Source organism: Aeromonas sp. QDB63, assembly GCF_027707425.1.
Classification (GTDB): domain Bacteria; phylum Pseudomonadota; class Gammaproteobacteria; order Enterobacterales; family Aeromonadaceae; genus Aeromonas; species Aeromonas caviae.
Window position 1 is genome coordinate 132,864 of the sequence record NZ_JAPCIS010000005.1, and the last position, 20,678, is coordinate 153,541.

Sequence of the window (20,678 nt, forward strand, 5' to 3'; positions counted from 1 at the left end):
CCCTGCCGTGTTCAAGGGGGAGTTATGGCGCATTTTATCGACCGCAGGCTCAACGGCAAAAACAAAAGCGCTGTCAATCGGCAGCGCTTCATCCGCCGCTACAAGAAGCAGATAAAACAAGCGGTCTCGGATGCTGTCTCCAAGCGCAGCATTCAGGACGTGGACAAGGGTGAGAGCATCAGCATCCCGACCAAGGACATCGGGGAACCCCATTTTCATCAGGGTCATGGCGGCAAACGGGAGATGGTGCATCCAGGCAACGACCAGTTCGTATCTGGTGACAAGATTGACCGGCCCAAAGGGGGTGGCGGCGGCCAAGGGAGTGGCGAGGGCCAGGCTTCGGATCAAGGAGAGGGAGTCGATGATTTCGTCTTCCAGATCTCCAAGGACGAGTACCTGGACTTGCTGTTCGAGGATCTGGAGCTGCCGCGGCTGCAAAAGACCCAGCTCAACCAGCTGATGGAGATGAAGACCTATCGGGCCGGCTACACCTCCAACGGGGTGCCTGCCAACATCAACGTGGTGCGCTCCCTGCAAAATTCGCTGGCGCGGCGCATGGCGCTGCAGGCAGGCAAGAAACGTCAGTTGCGTGAACTGGAGGAGCGCCTGGCCCAGCTGGCTTGCGAGCCCAACGACCATTTCGCCGAAATGGCGCAACTTGAAAAAGAGATCAGGGAGCTGAAACGACGGATCGATGCGGTCCCCTTTATCGACACCTTCGACCTCAAATTCAACAACTTTGTCAAACGGCCCGTCCCCTCGAGCCAGGCGGTGATGTTCTGCCTGATGGACGTCTCCGGTTCCATGGATCAGGCTACCAAGGAGATGGCCAAGCGTTTCTATATCCTGCTTTATCTATTCCTGAGCCGGACTTACAAGAATGTCGAGGTGGTCTACATCCGCCACCACACCCAGGCCAAGGAGGTGGACGAGCACGAGTTCTTCTACTCCCAGGAGACCGGCGGCACCATCGTCTCCAGTGCGCTCAAGATGATGAACGACATCATCAACGAACGTTATCCCGCCAACCAGTGGAACATCTATGCGGCGCAGGCCTCTGATGGTGACAACTGGGCCGATGACTCACCCCAGTGCAGGGAGATCCTGATGCGCGACATCATGCCGCGGGTGCGTTACTACTCCTACATCGAGATCACTACCCGCGCCCACCAGACCCTGTGGCACGAATATGAGGCGGTGGCAGAGCAATACGCCCACTTCGCCATGGAGCACATTCGCAAGGTCGAGGACATTTATCCGGTGTTCCGGGAATTGTTCAAGAAGCAAGCGGCTTGAGGGATCACATATGGTAGAAACCGCAAGAAAGATAGCGCCGCTGGACGATGGTCCTGACTGGAACTTCGATCTGCTGGAGCTTTATCACCAGGAGATAGCCCGGGTCGCCAAATTCTATCGGCTCGACACCTATCCCAACCAGATCGAGGTGATCACTGCAGAGCAGATGATGGATGCCTACTCCAGTGTCGGCATGCCCATCGGTTATCAACACTGGTCATTCGGCAAGCGCTTTATCCACACCGAACGCAACTACAAGCGCGGCCAGATGGGACTCGCCTACGAGATCGTCATCAACTCGGACCCCTGCATCGCCTATCTGATGGAAGAGAACACCATGCCGATGCAGGCGCTGGTCATGGCCCACGCCTGCTATGGTCACAACTCCTTCTTCAAGAACAACTATCTGTTCAAGGCCTGGACCGATGCCTCCTCCATCATCGACTACCTGTTGTTTGCCAAGAACTACATCACCGAGTGCGAGGAAAAACACGGCATCGATGCGGTGGAGAAACTGCTTGACTCCTGCCATGCCCTGATGAACTTCGGGGTGGATCGTTACAAGCGGCCCCAGAAGATTTCTCTGGCCGAGGAGAAACGGCGCCAGAAGGCGCGGGAAGATTATCTGCAAACCCAGGTCAATGAGCTGTGGCGTACCCTGCCCAAGCAGCACAAGATTGCCGGGGTGGAAGACAGGCGCTATCCTGCCGAGCCTCAGGAGAACATCCTCTATTTCATCGAAAAGAATGCCCCCCTGCTCGAGCCCTGGCAGCGCGAGGTGGTGCGTATCGTGCGCAAGATCAGTCAGTACTTCTACCCGCAGAAGCAGACGCAGGTGATGAACGAGGGCTGGGCCACCTTCTGGCACTACACCATTCTCAACCACCTCTATGACGAGGGAAAAATCAGCGATCGCTTCATGCTGGAGGTACTGCACAGCCACACCAACGTGGTCTATCAGCCCCCCTACAACAGCCGGTATTACTCGGGGATCAACCCCTACGCCCTTGGCTTTGCCATGTTCACGGACCTGCGTCGCATCTGCGAACACCCGACCGAGGAGGACAGATACTGGTTCCCCGATTACGCTGGCACCAACTGGGTCGAGACATTGCATTTCGCCATGCAGAACTTCAAGGACGAAAGCTTCATCAGCCAGTTCCTCAGTCCCAAGGTGATGCGCGACATGAAGCTCTTTGCCATCGATGACGACGATCTGAAGAACCACCTCAAGGTGTCCGCCATTCACAATGAAGAGGGCTACCGACTGGTGCGTAGCACCCTGTCCGCTCAATACAACCTGAGCAACCTGGAGCCCAACATTCAGGTCTACAACGTGGCAGTGAAAGGCGATCGCTCCCTGACCCTGCGCTATGTTCCCCACAACCGCATCCCCCTTGGCGAGTCACGCCACGAGGTGCTCAAGCATCTGCATCAGCTGTGGGGCTTCGATGTGGTGCTGGAGCAGGACAATGGCGAGCTATCCGCAGATATCATCGGCCGTTGTCCGGACCGCAAGAGCATGACCTGACGTCAGTGCCGGGCATAAAAAAACGCGCCATCAGGCGCGTTTTTCTTGGATCAGGGCAATCAGTTGTCACACAGGTTGCTTGGCATGTCCTGACGCAGACGGGTCCAAAGCTTGCCAGACTCGATGCCGTACTGGCGTACCGTCATGAACACGGCTTCGTGATCCTTAGTTTCGGCCAGCTTGCGCAGCGTCTTGTAGTAGGCATCTGCGGTTTCCCGCGCCTGTTTGTCCGAGAAGTAGTAGCGGCCAACCCGGCTATATAAGCCCTTGAAACCGTTGAGAATCAAGGCATAGATGGGGTTGCCCGAGGCAAATGAAAGCTGGTGATGCAAACGGTAGTCGAAGTCCGCATAGGCCTCGGCCGTGTTCTCCACATCATCGGCACCCCGCAAGATCTCGGCGGCCTGTTCCGGGTTGTTGCGAATGGCGCCACGGATGAAGATGGTGCAGATGTTGGTCCGGGCGGAGAGCAGCTGTGCCACCAGATCCGGCACCTTGTCCTGATCGAGACGTGCCAGTGTCTCCAGAATGTTGAGACCGGAGGTTTCCCAGAAATTGTTGACCTTGGTCGGTTTGCCATGCTGGATGGTGAGCCAGCCATCACGGGCAAGGCGCTGCAACACTTCACGCAAGGTAGTGCGAGTCACGCCGATCAATTCGGACAGCTCGCGCTCCGCCGGTAGAATGGATCCAGGAGGAAAGCGATTGTTCCAGATGGACTCGATGATGTATTCCTCGGCAAACCCGGCAGGGCTTTGCGCTTTAATGACCATGTAATGACTCTGTTGTAGTGCGTAAAAAGGCCCCCGAATAATAGCAAAGCCGGTCATGCTGGCAAGCAGAAGGTCGGTCCTCTGCTCACATTACCCCGATCTTTTTGTTAAAAATATGTATGCGGCGACAAGTGAGGAGTCAACCAACACCAAATGATGGGAATATAAGCGTTTGCTCGCTGGGCAAGTTCAGCGACCTTATTTATAGTTATCGCTCCCTTGATTAAAATCATGTGCAATCAATCTGATACAGGTGAATATCCGGATGTTCGGCTCGGGTCGGGCTCGACTGCATAGACGCAGATATCAACAACAGAACAGAGAACCATCATTATGCCAATCAGCCTAGGGCGCGCGTTTACAAAGAACTTTTTGGGCAATGCTCCGCGATGGTACAAAATTGCCATCGTTCTATTCCTGCTGATCAACCCGATCATTTTCTACGTTGATCCCTTCCTGGCCGGCTGGCTGCTGGTTGTCGAGTTTATTTTCACCCTGGCCATGGCCCTCAAGTGCTATCCGCTGCAACCGGGCGGACTCCTGGCCATCGAAGCCGTGCTCATCGGCATGACCTCCGCCAACCAGATAAAACATGAGCTGGTGGCCAATATCGAAGTGCTTCTGCTGCTGGTCTTCATGGTGGCCGGCATCTACTTCATGAAGCAGTTGCTGCTCTACGTCTTTACCAAGATGCTGGTGCGCATCCACTCCAAAACGTTGCTTTCTCTCGCCTTCTGCCTGGTGTCTGCATTCCTCTCCGCGTTCCTTGATGCCCTGACCGTGATCGCCGTGGTCATCAGCGTCGCAACCGGCTTCTACGCTATCTACCACAAGGTGGCCTCCCGGGATGAGTCCGGCAATCTGCATCATGATGACGAAGAGATTGACGAGCTCTCCCGCCAGCATCTGAACGAATTTCGTGCCTTCCTGCGCAGCCTGATGATGCACGCCGCCATCGGTACCGCCCTGGGGGGCGTCTGCACCCTGGTCGGCGAACCCCAGAACCTCATCATCGGTGAACAGGCGGGGTGGCACTTCGGTGAATTTGCCATTCGCATGGCGCCAGTCACCATCCCGGTCTTCATCTGTGGCCTGCTGACCTGCATCCTGGTCGAAAAATTCCGCTGGTTCGGTTATGGCGCCCGCTTGCCCGAGCCCGTGCGTCACATCATGGAATCCTACGAGCGAGACGAAGACGCACAACGTACCCCGCAGGACAAGGCCAAGCTGATCGTCCAGGCGCTGATTGCCACCTGGCTTATCACGGGTCTTGCCCTCCATCTGGCTGCAGTTGGGCTGATCGGCCTGACGGTCATCGTGCTCGCGACGGCGTTCACCGGCGTGACTGAAGAACACGCGCTTGGCAAGGCATTCCAGGAGGCTTTGCCGTTCACCGCCCTGCTCACCGTCTTTTTCAGCGTGGTGGCGGTCATCATCGATCAACAGCTGTTCAAGCCGGTGATCCAGTGGGTACTGGCGGCCAAGCCGGAGGATCAGCTTGCCCTCTTCTACCTGGCAAACGGTCTGCTCTCCATGGTCAGTGACAACGTCTTCGTCGGCACCGTCTACATCAACGAGGTGAAGACCGCCCTGATCAACGGCGCCATCAGCCGCGAGCATTTTGATCTGCTGGCCGTGGCCATCAACACCGGCACCAACCTGCCGTCGGTCGCCACCCCCAATGGCCAGGCCGCATTCCTGTTCATGCTCACCTCGGCCCTCGCTCCCCTGCTGCGCCTCTCTTATGGCCGCATGGTCTGGATGGCGCTGCCCTATACCCTGGTGCTGGGGCTTGTCGGCTTTTTCTCCGTGGAACTGCTCCTCGGTCCTGCAACCGAATGGTTCTATCAGGCAGGATGGTTGCTGGATCATGGGGCACTGCCACTGCCCACCCCGTCCACACACTGATCATGAAAGGGGCTGTTCGGCCCCTTTCTTTTCAGATGGGGCTCTGCTCTAATTCAGCCACTATTTTTCTATGAGAGATCAATCAGATGATCGAGTATCTTCGCCGCATTGCCAGTCATCGTCTGGCCTGGGGATTGCTGGCAGCCTCCGCTTTCGCGCTGGAACTCTGCGCCCTCTTCTTCCAGCACGTGTTGGGTTTGCACCCTTGCGTGATGTGCATTTATGAACGTATCGCCCTCCTCGGCGTACTCACGGCCGGCCTCCTCGGCATGGTCGCGCCAGAGCGCTGGTACCTGCGCTGGAGTGCCATGCTCCTGTGGGGTTACAGCGCCTTCTGGGGCCTGAAACTGGCGCTCAAGCATGTGGATTACCAGATGAACCCCTCCCCCTTCAACGTATGCGAGGGATTTGTTGACTTCCCTGCCTGGGCACCACTGGATAAGTGGGTTCCCTGGATGTTCTACCCGGACGGCGACTGCAGCGAGATCAGCTGGCAGTTCCTCGGTTTCTCCATGCCGCAGTGGCTCGTGGTCATCTTTGCCGCCTATCTGCTGGTGTTCGTCATCGTGGCTGCTGGCAACCTGATAAAAGGGCGCTGCTGCAACTAGTTCGTCACTCGACCCTAAGAAGGGAGCCCATGGCTCCCTTTTTATTTCCTCTTTATCGCCTCACGACCCCATGCCCAGAGGGCCGGATCTCCTTCTCCCTGTTCTGCCAATGAAGTGGCTGCCTGCGGGTGTGCATCATCGTAACAGGCCACAAGCGGGTCAAAGGGCGCAGCAGCGACCTGCCACTCGGCCTACCAACAAGAAGGGAGCCATCGGCTCCCTTCTTTCATGTCGTGCACGGCGATGTCACGCGCCTTCGGAGGTAGCCTTGCTGGCACTTCTCCTGGCCTTCACCATGCCGATCACCATGGGCAACAAGGAGACCGCGATGATGCCGAAGATGAGCAGGGTAAAGTTGTGGCGCACTACCGGCAGATTGCCAAAGAAGTGGCCGGCATAGACGAAGGAGAGCACCCACAAGAGCCCCCCCACCAGGTTGAACGCCAGGAAGCGGGGATAGGTCATGGCCCCCATGCCCGCCACGAAGGGGGCGAAGGTGCGCACTATGGGCAGGAAGCGGGTGATGATGATGGTCTTGCCGCCATGCTTGGCATAGAAGGCATGGGTCTTGACCAGATAGTCCCGGCGAAAGATTTTGGAATCGGGGTTGCGAAACAGCTGCTCACCGAAGAAGTGGCCTATGGTGTAGTTCACCACGTTGCCGAGCACCGCGGCGATGATCAGCACGGCGGCTAGGGTGTGCACGTCCAACACGCTGCCCACGGTGAGGGCACCTGCAGCAAACAACAGGGAGTCCCCCGGCAGGAAGGGAGTCACCACCAGCCCGGTTTCACAGAAGATGATGAGAAACAGGATGGCGTATACCCAGACGCCATAGTTCTCGAACAGCTCTTTCAGATGCACGTCAACGTGCAGAATAAAGTCGATGGCAAAGAGGATCAGATCCATTTTTTGGTACCCATGAAGTGAACGGCGTGGAGTCTACGCCAATGAGACCTGGCTCACAATCTCCCCATGGTCCCCTTTTTCGAATCCCATGAAGGGAGTCATTCAGTCCCCCCTTCTTTTCCCCTCTCCCTGAACGTAGGCTTCTGCTCACTCGGCCTTGTCCAGAGCGGCAAGCACCTCGCCGGGCAAGCATTTCTCCCAGCCCCACAAGAGGAGCAGCAACAAGGTAGCGTCGTCGAGCCAGCCAAGGAGAGGCACCACATCGGGGACAACGTCCACCGGGCTGATGCCATAGAGCAGAATAAGGATCACCAGCCCCTTCGCCCACCAGGGCGTGCCTGGGTGGCGAAAGCCTTGATAGAGGCGGCGCAAACGCCGCCAGATGAGCCAGCGTCTGGTGCTCATGACTCGATCAGCTCGCCGCGCAGCCGCTGGATCTGATCCCGCAGCGCCGCCGCCTGTTCGAACTCCAGATCCCGCGCATGCTGGAACATCTGCTCTTCCATCCGCTTGATCTCCTTGCTGATCTCGCTGGCAGAGCGGGCATGGTACTCCCCTTGCGGTTCGGCAGCCTTGCGACTCCCCTTGCCCGCCTTGCCCGCCGTGCGGCTGCCCCCCATGTCCATCACATCGCCGATGGCCTTGTTGAGCCCCTTCGGCACGATGCCGTGTTCCAGGTTGTGGGCGTGTTGCAGGGCGCGGCGCCGCTCGGTCTCTTCGATCGCAACCTTCATGGAGTTGGTGATGGTATCCCCGTAAAGGATCACCTTGCCGTTGAGGTTGCGCGCTGCCCGGCCGATGGTCTGGATGAGGGAGCGGGTGGAACGCAGGAAGCCCTCTTTATCCGCATCCAGAATGGCCACCAGGGAGACTTCCGGCATGTCGAGTCCTTCGCGCAGCAGGTTGATGCCCACCAAGACGTCGAACTTGCCAAGGCGCAGGTCGCGGATGATTTCCACCCGCTCCACGGTATCAATATCCGAGTGCAGATAGCGCACCCGTACCTCGTGATCCGCCAGGTATTCGGTCAAGTCCTCCGCCATCCGCTTGGTCAGTGTCGTGACCAGCACCCGCTCCTCCACCGCCACCCGCTTGCGGATCTCGGAGAGCAGATCGTCCACCTGGGTGCTGACCGGCCGCACTTCCACCTCAGGATCGAGCAGGCCGGTGGGACGCACCACCTGCTGCACCACGTCACCGCCTGACTTCTCCAGCTCGTAGGGGCCGGGGGTCGCCGAGACGAACACCGTCTGGGGCATCAGCGCCTCGAACTCGTCGAACTTGAGGGGCCGGTTGTCCAGCGCCGAGGGAAGGCGGAAGCCGTACTCCACCAGGGTCTCCTTGCGGGATCTGTCCCCTTTGAACATGGCGCCGATCTGCGGCACCGTGACGTGGGATTCGTCGATGATGAGCAGGCCGTCCCCCGGCAGGTAGTCAAACAGGGTGGGCGGCGGCTCACCCGGTGCGCGGCCGGAGAGGTAGCGGCTGTAGTTCTCTATACCGGAGCAGTAACCCAGCTCCTGCATCATCTCCATGTCGAACTGGGTGCGTTGGCTGATGCGCTGCTCCTCCACCAGCTTGTTGAGGTTCATCAGCTGCTCGCGCCGCCCCTTGAGCTCCTCCTTGATGTGCTCGATGGCACCCAGAATGGTCTCCCGCGGGGTGGCGTAGTGGGTCTTGGGGTAGATGGTGTAACGCACCACCGTCTGCTCGATGGCGCCGGTCAAGGGATCGAACAGGGAGAGGCGTTCTACCTCTTCATCAAACAGCTCCACCCGCAGGGCCAGCTTGTCCGATTCGGCGGGGTAGATGTCGATCACCTCCCCCCGCACCCGGAAGGTGCCGCGCTGGAAGGCCATGTCGTTGCGGGTGTACTGCAGTTCGGCGAGGCGGCGCAGGATATCCCGCTGATTGATCACGTCCCCCACTTTGAGGTGCAGCATCATGCTGAGGTAGGCCTGGGGATCCCCCAGACCATAGATGGCCGATACCGAGGCGACGATCACCACGTCACGCCGCTCCAGCAGCGCCTTGGTGGCTGACAGCCGCATCTGTTCGATGTGATCGTTGATGGAGGCATCCTTCTCGATGAAGGTGTCCGTGGTCGGCACATAGGCTTCGGGCTGGTAGTAGTCGTAATAAGAGACGAAATACTCCACCGCGTTGTCGGGGAAGAACTCCTTCATCTCCCCGTAGAGCTGGGCCGCCAGGGTCTTGTTGGGGGCCAGTATCATGGTGGGACGATTGAGGGTCGCGATGACGTTGGCCATGGTAAAGGTCTTGCCCGAACCGGTCACCCCGAGCAGGGTCTGATGGGCCAGTCCCGACTCGATGCCATCGAGCAACTGGGCGATGGCCCTCGGCTGATCCCCGGCGGGTTGAAACTGGCTGGCCAACTGGAATAACTTGCTCATGACGACTCCCGGCAAAAAACGGCAAGGGAGCAGTGTACCCCGAGTTGAAGGAGCTGGGTATCCGCTCACCCTCCCTGATGGCTATTGACCCCGAAATACGACCTCTGTATGATGCACCTCCTTGCCTGATATTCCCCCGTAGTTCAGTCGGTAGAACGGCGGACTGTTAATCCGTATGTCACTGGTTCAAGTCCAGTCGGGGGAGCCAATTCCTCACCATCTCGGTGCAAGTTATCCACTTTAGTGCTTTTCTCTTCCAATTTTAATGCACAAGCCCTTCCCTGCGGCCTGACTCCCTTTTGATCTCCCGATACTGACCAGCAGCGTTTTGTTCTGCTGCACATAACTATTTGATTTTTATAGAAACAATTTATTGCAGGTATTTTTTGAACAGTCCTTGCAGCCCAGTATCGGCGCGGCTTTCAGCCTGATCGCCAAGTTTCATGAACAGGGTTATCCACAGTTTCTGTGGGTAACTTGACCAAAGCCACGGTTCATCTGGGCTGGCAGCCATTGTCCCCGGTTTGCGCTGGCTGCCCCCGCTCTTCCCCATTTTCTGCTGTTTTTCCCTTCCCCCCTAAATGGGATGAATCGACTCGCGGTGCTGCCCGTGGGGGATTTTTTTTCGCTATGCCGCATCCTGCGGGTCAGCCCTCGCCGGATGAGTCATAAGTCTCTTTTGTAACCCTTCAATTTCCTCAGTGGAAAATGCTGAAAAACGTGCCCGTTTGCTCCCCATGCAGCAGGTAATAAATTGTCCACAGGAGTGTCATCCCCTCTCTGCTCGACAGCATATTTCACTCATTGACAGCGGGCCTTGCAGCGTAAAATAGAGGTGTTTTCCCCAGCCCCCCCTCACATCCCTATCTTCACCGAAGAGACCAGCACTTAACTGGCTGTTAATCCGCTTTGGCGCTTCTTTCTTGATACAGGATCCGGCACAATATCGGCCCCACTTTTTTCCTCGGTTTTTCCGGGCATGACCATAGATTTCGTGACATTGCTACATCAAAGCGACTCCCTGCTGCTGTTCGTGGTACTAGCCTTCGGGCTGCTGCTGGGCAAGGTACGCATCGGCAACTTCCAGATAGGCAACACCATAGGCGTGCTCTTCACCGCCCTGCTGTTTGGCCAGATGGGATTCCAGTTTTCCACCTCCACTGAAAACGTCGGCTTCATGCTGTTCATCTTCTGCGTGGGGATTGAAGCGGGGCCGCACTTTTTCAGCGTCTTCCTTCGCGACGGCATCCACTACATCACCCTGACCCTGGTGATCCTGCTGTCGGCCCTGCTGCTGACCGTGGGGCTCGCCAAGTTCTTCAATCTGGGGCCCGGCATGGCCGCCGGCATTCTGGCAGGTTCCCTCACCTCCACGCCGGCCCTGGTGGGGGCACAGGACGCCCTGCGAAGCGGATTGCTCAACCTGCCCCACCAGACCGACATGCAGTCGGTGCTCGACAACATGGGGATAGGCTATGCCCTGACCTACCTGGTGGGCCTGGTGGGCCTGATGCTGGTGGTGCGCTACCTTCCTTCCCTGGCCAGGCTGGATCTCAACACCGAGGCCCAGAAGATCGCCCGCGAGCGGGGGCTCTCCGACAGCGAGAGCCGCAAGACCTATCTGCCCATCATCCGCGCCTATCGGGTCGGCCCAGAGCTCGCCGCCTGGATCGGCGGTCGCACCCTGCGCGAAACCGGCATCTATCCCCACACCGGCTGCTATGTGGAGCGCATTCGCCGCAACGGCATTCTGGCCAGCCCCGATGGTGACGCCGTCATTCAGGAAGGGGACGAGATCGCCCTGGTGGGCTACCCCGAGAGCCACGAGAAGCTCGACGTCAACTACCGCAACGGCAAGGAGGTGTTCGATCGCAACCTCCTTGACCTGCAGATCGTCACCGAAGAGATCGTGGTGAAGAATGATGCCGTGGTGGGTCGCCATCTGGTGGAGCTCAACCTCACCGAGAAGGGATGCTTCCTCAACCGGGTGGTGCGCTCCCAGATAGAGATGCCCTTTGACCGCAACATCATGCTGCAAAAGGGCGACGTGCTGCAGATCAGCGGTGAGAAGCAGCGGGTCAAGCTGCTGGCCAACAAGATAGGCTTCATCAGCATCCACAGCCAGACCACGGATCTGGTGGCCTTTGCCACCTTCTTCGTGCTGGGCCTGCTCATCGGCTCCGTCTCCCTGGTGTTCGGCCAGATAGAGTTCGGCCTCGGCAATGCCGTCGGCCTGCTGCTGGCGGGGATCCTGATGGGCTACCTGCGTGCCAACCACCCCACGGTGGGCTATGTGCCACCAGGCGCCCTGCGCCTTGCCAAGGATCTCGGTCTTGCCGTCTTCATGGTGAGCACCGGCCTCAAGGCGGGGGGCGGCATCCTCGATCACCTGAGCGAAGTGGGGATGGTGGTGCTCTTCTCCGGCATGCTGGTGACCACCTTGCCGGTGCTGGTAGGCTACCTGTTCGGTGTCTGGGTGCTCAAAATGAACCCGGCCCTGCTGCTCGGCGCCATCACCGGGGCTCGTACCTGCGCCCCGGCCATGGACGTGGTGAACGAGGCGGCCAACAGCTCCATCCCGGCGCTCGGCTACGCCGGCACCTATGCGGTGGCCAACGTGATGCTGACCCTGGCGGGCTCCTTCATCATCGGCTTCTGGTTCTAGCCAAACGGGCCCGCAACACGCAGAAAAAGAGGAGCCTCGGGCTCCTGTTTTCATGGGCGGGCACTCCTGGATGGAATAGTGAAAATCGTGCTATGGGGACGGGTCTATCAAACCCAATAAGCTAAATCCCCCACAAGTCGCCACTTACACTCAATAAAACGAGTGAGGTGTAAGTGATGAAACGCGCATGGATGATTGTGATCTGGTGGTTCTGCTCCCTGACGCCAGCCTGGGGGGCCGAATCCGGCAAGCAGGTGGCCCCCGAGGCAGAGACGGAGAAAAGCGCCCTGAGCTTTGCAAACGACGAGCTTGCCAAACCCAGGCTGGGAGATCTCGACGTCATGCTGGAGCAGCGCACCATCCGAGTGCTCACCACCTACAACAAGACGGGATTTTTCATCACCAAGGGCGTGCAACGGGGGGCCACCTACGATGCCTTCATGCAGGTGGAAAAGCGCCTCAACGAACAGTTGCGCAAGCAAAAGGCGATCAAACGCCACCTCAAGGTGCACTTCGTCTTCATTCCCGTGGCCCGGGAAGCCCTGCTGAGCTCCCTCATCGAGGGCAAAGGCGACATCGCCGCCGCCAATCTCACCATCACGGACAAGCGCAAGCAACAGGGTATCGCCTTCACCGATCCCCTGCTTGAAAACGTGCGGGAGCTGCTCGTCTCCGGCCCCCTCTCCCCCAAGGTGGAAAGCGCCGCCGATCTCGGGGGCCAGCGCGTCTTCGTGCGCCCCTCCTCAAGCTACTACGAGAGCCTGCTCGCCTACAACCAGGCCCGCAAGTCGGCGGGAGAGCCCCTCATCGACCTCCAGCCCGCCTCGGAGGTGCTCGAAGATGAAGATCTGGTGGAGATGGTTAACGCAGGACTGCTCCCCTTCATCGTCATGGACGAGCACAAGGCCCGCTTCTGGCAAAAGATTTTCCCCGGGATCACCATTCACGACGCCCCCGTGTTCCGGGAAGGGGGCGTCATCGCCTGGGCGGTGCGCAAGGAGAGCCCCCAGTTGCTCGCCATGCTCAACGAGCAGCTCAAGGCGCTGCGCGGCAAGGCGACGGGAGACGAGATCCTGGCCCGTTATCTCAAGCAGAACAAGTTCGTCAAAAGCGCCGCCGCCGAGGCGGAGCGCAAGAAATTCCTGCAGGTAGTCGAGCTGTTCCGTGAATATGGCGAACGCTATGACATGGACTGGCTGCTGATGGCGGCTCAGGGCTACCAGGAGTCCGCCCTCAACCACCATGCCCGCAGCCATGTGGGCGCCATCGGCATCATGCAGATCATGCCCGCCACCGGCAAGGGGTTGAAGGTCGGCGACATCCGCCAGCTCGAACCCAATATTCACGGGGGCGTCAAATACATGCGCTGGATGATCGATCACTACTATGCGGACGAGCCCATGACCGCCCTCGACAAGGCCCTCTTCTCGTTCGCCTCCTACAATGCCGGCCCCGCCCGGGTGGCCAGGCTCCGTGCCGAGGCCAGGAAACGGGGGCTGGATCCCAACGTCTGGTTTCACAACGTCGAGTACGTGGCGGCGGAGAAGATTGGCCCCGAGACGGTCACCTATGTAGGCAACATCTACAAGTACTACATCGCCTACAAGCTGGTGATGGAGCAGATGCAACTGAGGGAGAAGGCCAGCGAGGCCCTGAAGCAGGAGAAGATGGTCGAGAAGGTCTCGGCAGCAGAGAAATCATAGGCACCTCAAACCCATGCCGGTTGCAGGCGGGGCTCCCTCTTTACCAGAGGCGAGCCCCGCTTCTTATTTCCACGTCTGCCCCTCCTTGCCCCATGACCAGAATGAACAGAATGGGCAGAACAGCCTTAATAGCCATTACGGTCAGATTGTTTTCCAACCAGACATGATTAATTAACCTTCTTGCAACAATCACAAGGAGAGCACCATGTTGCAAGGAACCCTCAAACGCACCCTGATCGGTAGCCTGCTCGCACTGAGCGTCGGCGTCCACGCCCAGATCAACGAAGTCCACTTCCTGATCCCGGGCGGCGCCGGCGGCGGCTGGGACAACACGGCCCGTGGCACCGGCGAGGCTCTGACCAAGTCCGGCCTCATCAACACCGCTTCCTACCAGAACATCTCGGCCGGCGGCGGTGCCAAGGCCATCGCCCACCTGATCGAGACCTCGGCACAGTCCGACAAGACGCTGCTGGTCAACTCCACCCCCATCATCGTCAAGTCCCTCTCCAAGGAGCTGCCGCAATCCTTCCGGGATCTCACCCCGGTCGCCGCCATCATCGCCGACTATCAGGCGCTGGCGGTCCCCCTGGACTCCCCCTATCAGAACTGGGCCCAGTTGCTGGCCGCCTATGAAGCCAATCCCGCCAAGGTGAAGATTGCCGGCGGCTCCGCCCGCGGCAGTCTGGATCACCTGGTGGCCGCCATGACCTTCAAGAATGCGGGGGCCGATGCCGGCAAGCTGCGCTACGTGGCCTATGACGCCGGCGGCAGCGCCATGGCGGCGGTGCTGGCCGGAGAGACCCAGGCCATCTCCACCGGCTTTGGCGAGGCAATGGAAGCGGTCAAGTCGGGCCAGATGCGGATCCTCGGGGTCACTTCCGACAAACGCCTGCCGGGGGCGGAGCAGATCCCCACCTTCAGCGAGCAGAACAACCCCACCATCTTCGCCAACTGGCGCGGTTACTTCGCCTCCCCCACCATCAGCCCGAAGAAATCCGCCGAGTTTGCCGCCCTGCTCAAGCAGATGTACGACAAGCCGGAATGGGAAGTGGTCCGCAGCCGCAATAGCTGGACCAACCTCTACCAGTCAGGTCCCGAGTTCACCGCCTTCCTCGACGGCCAGGAGCAGCAGATCGGCGGCCTGATGCGCGAGCTCGGCTTCATCAAATAACCCTCGCTGTCCCATCGCAGGCGGGCGCAGGCCCGCCGCTCATGTTGGAGTCAAAAGATGAACATTACCAAGGAGCGACTGGGGGGCCTGCTGTTTCTGCTGCTCTCCCTCGCCTATGGCTACTACGCCACCGAGATACCGGGCTACCCCGGCGACGAATACGAACCCTTCACCGCCAGCACCCTGCCCTATGCCCTGGCCGGGATCGGGGCGCTGCTCTCCCTGCTGCTGGTGCTCTTCCCCGGGGGCGAGCCCCTGCGCCGGGAAGAGGGGGACTGACGCCGGGTCTTCATCCTGCTCGGGCTCATGGTCATCTACGGACTGGGGCTCACCTGGTTTGGCTTCGTGCTCTCGACCATCGCCTTCCTGAGCGTGGGCATCCGGGTGCTCGGTGAACCCAGCCTGCGCTACGGCCTGATGATCAGCGTCCCCTTCTCCATCGGCTTCTGGGCCCTGCTCACCAAGGGGCTCAACGTCTATCTGGAGCCGGGTCGTCTGTTCACCCTGCTCGGTTTCTAAGGAGTCACCATGTTAGACGGAATCTTGCAAGGACTCGGCACCGCACTGCTGCCGGTCAACCTGATGATGGTGGTGCTTGGCTGCTTCATCGGCACCTTTATCGGCATGTTGCCGGGCCTTGGCCCGGTCACCGCCATCGCCCTGATGATCCCCATCACCTATGGCCTGGATCCGGCCTCCGGCATCATCTTGATGGCGGGGGTCTATTACGGCGCCATCTTCGGGGGCTCCACCTCCTCCATCCTGATCAACGCCCCCGGCTGCTCCGCCACCGTGGTCACCGCCTTCGACGGCTATCCCCTGGCCTGCAAGGGACAGGCGGGCAAGGCGCTGGCCATCGCCGCCTACGCCTCCTTCACCGGCGGCACCCTCTCCGCCATCATGCTGATGGTGGCGGCGCCCCTGCTCGCCAAGGTCTCCCTCTCCTTCCAGTCGGCGGACTACTTCGCCCTCATGGTGCTGGGCCTCTCCGCCGTGGCAGCCTTTGCCGGCAAGGGGCAGGTGCTCAAGGCGCTGATCATGGCGCTGTTCGGCATCATGATCTCCACCATCGGCATCGACCGCAGCGTCGGGGTGGACAGGTTCACCTTCGGGCTGCCGGATCTGCGTGACGGCTTCTCCTTCCTGCTGCTGGCCATGGCCACCTTTGCCCTCGCGGAGATCCTGATGGCGGTGCTGCGCCCCGGCAAGGACAACAGCGAGGAAGAGGCAAGGCAGATGCAGCAGCTCGGGAGCCTCAAGCTGAGCAAGGAAGAGGTCAGGGAAATCGCGCCTCCCATCGCCCGCTCCTCGGTGCTGGGCTTTCTCATCGGCGTGCTGCCGGGAGCCGGCGCCACCATCGCCGCCTTCATGGCCTATGGGGCCGAGCGCAACATCGCCGGCAAACAGCGCCAGGAGCAGTTCGGCAAGGGCAGCCTGCGCGGTCTGGCCGCCCCGGAAGCGGCCAACAACGCCGCCTCCACCGGCTCCTTCGTGCCCCTGCTGACCCTGGGGATCCCGGGCTCCGGCACCACGGCCCTCATCCTGGGCGCCCTGGTGGCCTACGGCATCCAGCCGGGCCCACGTCTGTTCATGGAGCATCCGGACGTCTTCTGGTCGGTGATCATCTCCATGTATCTGGGCAACGTGGTGCTGTTGATCCTGAACCTCCCCCTCATCCCCTACCTGGCCCGGGTACTGGCGGTGCCGCGCCCCGTGCTCATCCCCATGGTGCTGCTGTTCTCCCTGACCGGGGTCTATCTGGTCTCCTTCAACACCATGGACATCCATGTGATGGCCATCTTTGCACTGATCGCCATCGGCCTGCGCCTGCTCACCTTCCCCATGGCCCCCATGCTGCTCGGCTTCATCCTGGGAGGCATGCTGGAGGACAACCTGCGCCGGGCCCTGGTGATCAACGACGGCAGCCTGAGCTTCCTGTGGGAGCGCCCCATCACCCTCGCCTTCACGGTGATCACCCTGACCATGTTGCTGCTGCCCGTCTGGCAGTGGTGGCAGGCTCGCCGGGCCCCCAAGGGGGAGCCTGCCACCAGCCACTGAATCGATGATCCTCTGCCACCTCTGAACCCTGACCATCACGCGCAGAGACCTTGATGCCCACGGGAAGCAAATCCTGATAAAAAGAGCGCCGAAAGGCGCTCTTTTCTTGTCTGGACAACAGGTTCCGGGCGACCGGATCACGGCTTGCTGTAACGCCGCTCCGGCCGCCCGACGGTGCCATATTCGAGCTCGGGGCTCGCCAGTTGCTGCCCCACCAGAAATTCCAGATAGCGGCGTGCCGTGGTCCGGCTCACCCCTATCCGGCTGCCTATCTCCTCGGCACTGGCGGCCTCCGGAGTCAGGGCCGTCAGCACCCGCTGCAGGGTGAGAGCATCGATGCCCTTGGGCAGTCCCTCTGCCGCCACCTGCTGCAACGGCGTACCGAACAGGGTGTCCACCGCCTGCTGGTCGATGTCGGCCAACGCCGCCAGGGCGGCGATGCTCTGACGGTACTTCTCCAGGGTGTCGCGCAGCCGCTCGAACACCACGGGCTTCAAGATGAAATCCACCACCCCGAGGCGCATCGCCTCCTGCAGGGCAGCGGCTTCCCGCGCCGCGGTGAGCAGGATCACATCCAGACTCGCCCCCGCCTGGCGCAGCTCTCTCAATAGCGAGAACCCCTCTCCATCGGGCAACCAGACATCCAGCAGCACCAGATCGGGCCGGAGGATCCCTATCTGCTCCCTGGCATCGAACAGGGTCAACGCCACCCCCAGCACCTCGAAACCGGGGAGGCGCTGCACGAAACGGCGGTGGATCTCGGCAATGGCGGGATCATCCTCGACGATCAGGATCTTGATCACTCACACCTCCTTGGGAATGTAACAGACGACGCAACTTCCCTGCGTCGTGGCTTCGATGGTGATCTCCCCCTGCAGGGCATCCAGGGTCTTGCGCACCAGGGAGAGCCCGATACCGTGTCCTGGCTCGGGCTTGCTGCTGACCCCCTGTTCGAACAACCTGTCCGCCAACTGCGGGTCGATGCCGCCAGCCCCGTCTTCCACCTCCAGCACCAGATCCTGCCCCAGATCGCTCAGGGAAACCCGGATGGGCTGATAGGGCGCACCGTGGCGGCGGGTCGCCTCGAAGGCGTTGTCGATGAGGTTGCCCAGCACCGTTACCAGCTGGGAACCGCTGACACGGGCAGGAATATCGTGCAGACGGGCATCGGGATCGATCACGAGCTCAAGACCGAGCTCGTGGGCCCTGTGGTATTTGCCGAGCAGCAACCCCGCCACCTTGGGTTTGGCGATGGCCCCCATCAGGAAGCCGAGCAGGGTCTGCTCGGTGGCCGCCTCCCGCCCGATGAAGGCGAGCGCCTCCCGGGTGGCACCGAGCTCAATGAGGCCGGCGATGGTCCCGAGCTGGTTGTTGTGCTCGTGGGTCTGCACCCGCAGCAGATCGCTGTAGGCCTGCACCTGGGAGAGCTGGGCGCTGAGTTCCGCCAGCTCGTCCTTGCGGCGAAAACTCGACACGGCGCCGATCAGCTTGCCCTCGCGCACCAGCGGCAAGCGGTTGACGATGAGGGACTGGCCGTTGAGCACTATCTCCTCGTCAAACTGGGGGGTCTGCTCTTGCAGGATGGAGAGCATGCGACTGCCCGGCAGCAGGTGACCAATGGGCTGGCCGATGGCGCTCCTGGCGGTGGTGTCGTCCAGGCGCAGCAACTTGATGCCGTTGGGGTTCAGGGAGGTGAGGCGCCCTTGCTCGTCGATGGTGAGGATCCCCTCGCGCACCGTGCGCAGGGTACAGTCGAGCTCCGCATAGAGTCGCCCCATCTGCTCGGGTTCAAAGCCGAATATCGCCTTCTTGTAGCGCCGGGCCAGCCAGGCGGCTGCGACACTGTTGAGTACCACAATGAGCAATGTCATGGCCAGGCCAAAGCGCAAATAGCCCTGCAGATCCGCATCGATGTCCCGCACCAGATAGCCGACCGACACCACCCCGATGATCTTGCCCATCTCGTCCCGGATGGGCCCCTTGCCGCGCACCGAGACCCCAAGGGACCCTTGGGCCCTGGAGATATAGGCTTCTCCCTGCAGGGCACGCTCGGGATCATCCCCCACCATGGCTTTGCCAATCCGGTCCGCATTGGGGTGCACCAGGCGGCGTGCCTGCCTGTCCCCGATGACGATGTAGCTGGCCCCGACCTCGGCGCGGATCCGCTCCACCAGGGCATTGAGGCGGACCGTATCCGCCCGCTTCACCCCGGCGATGACGCCCGACTCCCGCGCCACCAGCCGTGCCACATCCAGGGCCTGATCCCCCACCTCACGGTAGCGCTGCTCGGCGACATAGTAGTAGCTGGCCCCGCTCAGCAACACCAGTTGCAACAGACTGACCAGACAGAGAATGAGCAGGAAGCGTCCTTGCAACCCGAGCCTCATGCCTCCTTGTCGCCTCGCAACAAGTCGAGCAGCAGACTGCCATCGCGCAGGGCCTTGTGCACCTGCACCGAGGTGGGTTTGGTGGGATCTTCGTAGAAGTGGGTGGATTCAATCTGCAGGCGCACCAGGTACTCGGCGGGCAACTGGCTTGCCAGGGACTGGTGCAACATGGGGAAGAGCAGTCGATCGGCCCGGGTGATCTCCCCCCCGAGCAGCAGCTTGCCCGGATTGAGCAGGCAGATGAGGTTCGCCAGCACCCGGGAAAGGCGGCCTGCTGCCTGGTGCAGGATGTCCTGACACAGGCTGTTGCCGGCCAGCGCCAGCTCGCACAGCTCGCGTATGGTGACGCTTTCGGGCAGATCGAACTCCTGCATCCGTTCGCGCAGCTCCCGATATTGCGCCTCCAGCGCCTGATTGGTCACGAGGGTGCAGGCGCAGCCGAAGCCACCGCAGTAGCAGCGCTGGCCATAGGGTTCGAGCTGCAGGTGGCTGAGATCCCCGAGCAGAGCCGACTCGCTCTCGATGAGCTGGCCATTGACCACCATGCCGACCCCGATGTCGTTGTGCACGAACACCAGCACCGCATCCGAGCAGTTCCTGGCGGCGCCCCACTCCCGCTCGGCCTGGATCCAGGTGCGCACGTCGCCGCTCACCAGCACGGGTACCGAGAAGGCCTCCTGTAGGGTGGGACCGAGGGGCCAGTTGCGCAGATCGTAATAGGGAAAATGCTTGACCATGCCGGAGTGGCGCTCCACCTGGCCGGGCAGGCAGAGGGCGATGCAGGCCAGACGCAGCGCCTTCTTGGGCAAAAAGCCCTCGATGGCCCGCACCAGGCTGGCCAGCAGCTCGGCACGCTCCGCCTCGTTGAAGACATGGCGATGGCGTGCCAGGGAGTGACCAGCGAGATCGAACAGGGCCATGTCCACATAGCCGCGCCCCAGGCGCATGGAGAGAAACTGGAAGCGGCGCTCGTTGATGCGCAGCAGGGTCTGGCGACGGCCACGCCCCACCGAGCTCTCGCCGCAGGTGACCACCAGGCCGCCGTCCAGCAGCTCGCGGGTGATCTTGGTGATGCTGGCCGGCGACAGGCCGGTCAGACGGGACAGATCGGTACGGGACAGCTCCTTGTGCTCCTCCAGGCTGGCATACACCAGGCCGTAGTTGAGCTGACGGATCAAATCGATACTGCCTTTCACGATCTCATTCATAGGGTTGGGGCTAACGAAAGGAACGAATGGCGCGATTTTCACACATT

15 protein-coding genes, 1 tRNA gene and 1 pseudogene are annotated in these 20,678 nt (G+C 60.5%); 10 read left to right on the forward strand and 7 right to left on the reverse strand.

What is annotated here, in order from left to right; translation table 11 throughout:
• The first annotated feature begins 24 nt into the window (after positions 1 to 24).
• Complete coding sequence (locus tag PG879_RS05635; RefSeq protein WP_010674904.1) at positions 25 to 1,296, forward strand: YeaH/YhbH family protein; 1,272 nt, start codon at positions 25 to 27, stop codon at positions 1,294 to 1,296.
• Positions 1,297 to 1,306: 10 nt separating this feature from the next.
• Positions 1,307 to 2,827 carry a SpoVR family protein gene (locus tag PG879_RS05640; protein WP_010674905.1) on the forward strand — a complete coding sequence of 507 codons (1,521 nt, stop codon included), beginning with the start codon at positions 1,307 to 1,309 and terminating at the stop codon, positions 2,825 to 2,827.
• Between the two features lie 59 nt (positions 2,828 to 2,886).
• Here PG879_RS05640 and fadR read toward each other — a convergent pair whose 3' ends face one another.
• Complete coding sequence (gene fadR / locus PG879_RS05645; RefSeq protein ID WP_010674906.1) at positions 2,887 to 3,600, reverse strand: fatty acid metabolism transcriptional regulator FadR; 714 nt, start codon at positions 3,598 to 3,600, stop codon at positions 2,887 to 2,889.
• 333 nt (positions 3,601 to 3,933) lie between these two features.
• Here fadR and nhaB point away from each other — a divergent pair, with 333 nt between their 5' ends.
• On the forward strand, positions 3,934 to 5,508 hold the full coding sequence (gene nhaB, locus PG879_RS05650; RefSeq protein ID WP_010674907.1) for a Na(+)/H(+) antiporter NhaB: 1,575 nt from the start codon (positions 3,934 to 3,936) through the stop codon (positions 5,506 to 5,508).
• A gap of 86 nt (positions 5,509 to 5,594) precedes the next feature.
• The gene (gene dsbB / locus PG879_RS05655) at positions 5,595 to 6,116 is read left to right on the forward strand and encodes a disulfide bond formation protein DsbB (RefSeq protein ID WP_010674908.1); all 522 of its coding nucleotides are present in this window, start codon (positions 5,595 to 5,597) and stop codon (positions 6,114 to 6,116) included.
• 246 nt (positions 6,117 to 6,362) lie between these two features.
• Here dsbB and PG879_RS05660 read toward each other — a convergent pair whose 3' ends face one another.
• The 3 genes from PG879_RS05660 to uvrB form a co-directional block, all read right to left on the reverse strand.
• On the reverse strand, positions 6,363 to 7,025 hold the full coding sequence (locus PG879_RS05660; protein ID WP_010674909.1) for a DedA family protein: 663 nt from the start codon (positions 7,023 to 7,025) through the stop codon (positions 6,363 to 6,365).
• Between the two features lie 147 nt (positions 7,026 to 7,172).
• A complete protein-coding gene (locus PG879_RS05665) occupies positions 7,173 to 7,430 on the reverse strand; it encodes a DUF1232 domain-containing protein (RefSeq protein WP_041215068.1) in 258 nt (85 codons plus the stop codon).
• Positions 7,427 to 9,439, reverse strand: coding sequence for an excinuclease ABC subunit UvrB (gene uvrB, locus PG879_RS05670; protein ID WP_052814371.1), 2,013 nt, complete (start codon positions 9,437 to 9,439; stop codon positions 7,427 to 7,429). The genes PG879_RS05665 and uvrB overlap by 4 nt, the downstream gene beginning before the upstream one ends.
• A 132-nt stretch (positions 9,440 to 9,571) precedes the next feature.
• On the opposite strand from uvrB, the gene PG879_RS05675 reads away from it, so the two are divergent.
• The 6 genes and pseudogenes from PG879_RS05675 to PG879_RS05705 all read left to right on the forward strand — a co-directional run bounded on the left by PG879_RS05675 (position 9,572) and on the right by PG879_RS05705 (position 17,036).
• Positions 9,572 to 9,647, forward strand: a tRNA-Asn gene (locus PG879_RS05675).
• 771 nt (positions 9,648 to 10,418) lie between these two features.
• Positions 10,419 to 12,104, forward strand: a complete 1,686-nt coding sequence (locus PG879_RS05680) for an aspartate:alanine antiporter (RefSeq protein ID WP_029314601.1) — start codon at positions 10,419 to 10,421, stop codon at positions 12,102 to 12,104.
• A gap of 176 nt (positions 12,105 to 12,280) precedes the next feature.
• Positions 12,281 to 13,807 carry a lytic transglycosylase F gene (locus tag PG879_RS05685; RefSeq protein WP_257707701.1) on the forward strand — a complete coding sequence of 509 codons (1,527 nt, stop codon included), beginning with the start codon at positions 12,281 to 12,283 and terminating at the stop codon, positions 13,805 to 13,807.
• 205 nt (positions 13,808 to 14,012) lie between these two features.
• Entirely contained in the window at positions 14,013 to 14,978 is a 966-nt protein-coding gene (locus PG879_RS05690) for a tripartite tricarboxylate transporter substrate binding protein (protein ID WP_257707700.1), read from the forward strand.
• A 57-nt stretch (positions 14,979 to 15,035) separates the two neighbouring features.
• A pseudogene (locus tag PG879_RS20515) lies at positions 15,036 to 15,497 on the forward strand (tripartite tricarboxylate transporter TctB family protein).
• A gap of 9 nt (positions 15,498 to 15,506) precedes the next feature.
• Positions 15,507 to 17,036 carry a tripartite tricarboxylate transporter permease gene (locus tag PG879_RS05705; RefSeq protein ID WP_257707699.1) on the forward strand — a complete coding sequence of 510 codons (1,530 nt, stop codon included), beginning with the start codon at positions 15,507 to 15,509 and terminating at the stop codon, positions 17,034 to 17,036.
• A gap of 137 nt (positions 17,037 to 17,173) precedes the next feature.
• Here PG879_RS05705 and PG879_RS05710 read toward each other — a convergent pair whose 3' ends face one another.
• Genes PG879_RS05710 through PG879_RS05720 form a run of 3 tightly spaced genes read right to left on the reverse strand, consistent with a single transcriptional unit; the run spans position 17,174 to position 20,631 of the window.
• A complete protein-coding gene (locus tag PG879_RS05710; protein ID WP_201996949.1) occupies positions 17,174 to 17,839 on the reverse strand; it encodes a response regulator in 666 nt (221 codons plus the stop codon).
• Positions 17,840 to 19,423 carry an ATP-binding protein gene (locus PG879_RS05715; protein WP_043155894.1) on the reverse strand — a complete coding sequence of 528 codons (1,584 nt, stop codon included), beginning with the start codon at positions 19,421 to 19,423 and terminating at the stop codon, positions 17,840 to 17,842.
• Complete coding sequence (locus PG879_RS05720; RefSeq protein ID WP_029314606.1) at positions 19,420 to 20,631, reverse strand: ROK family transcriptional regulator; 1,212 nt, start codon at positions 20,629 to 20,631, stop codon at positions 19,420 to 19,422. Before PG879_RS05720 ends, PG879_RS05715 begins: the two co-directional genes overlap by 4 nt.
• Positions 20,632 to 20,678 lie beyond the last annotated feature (47 nt).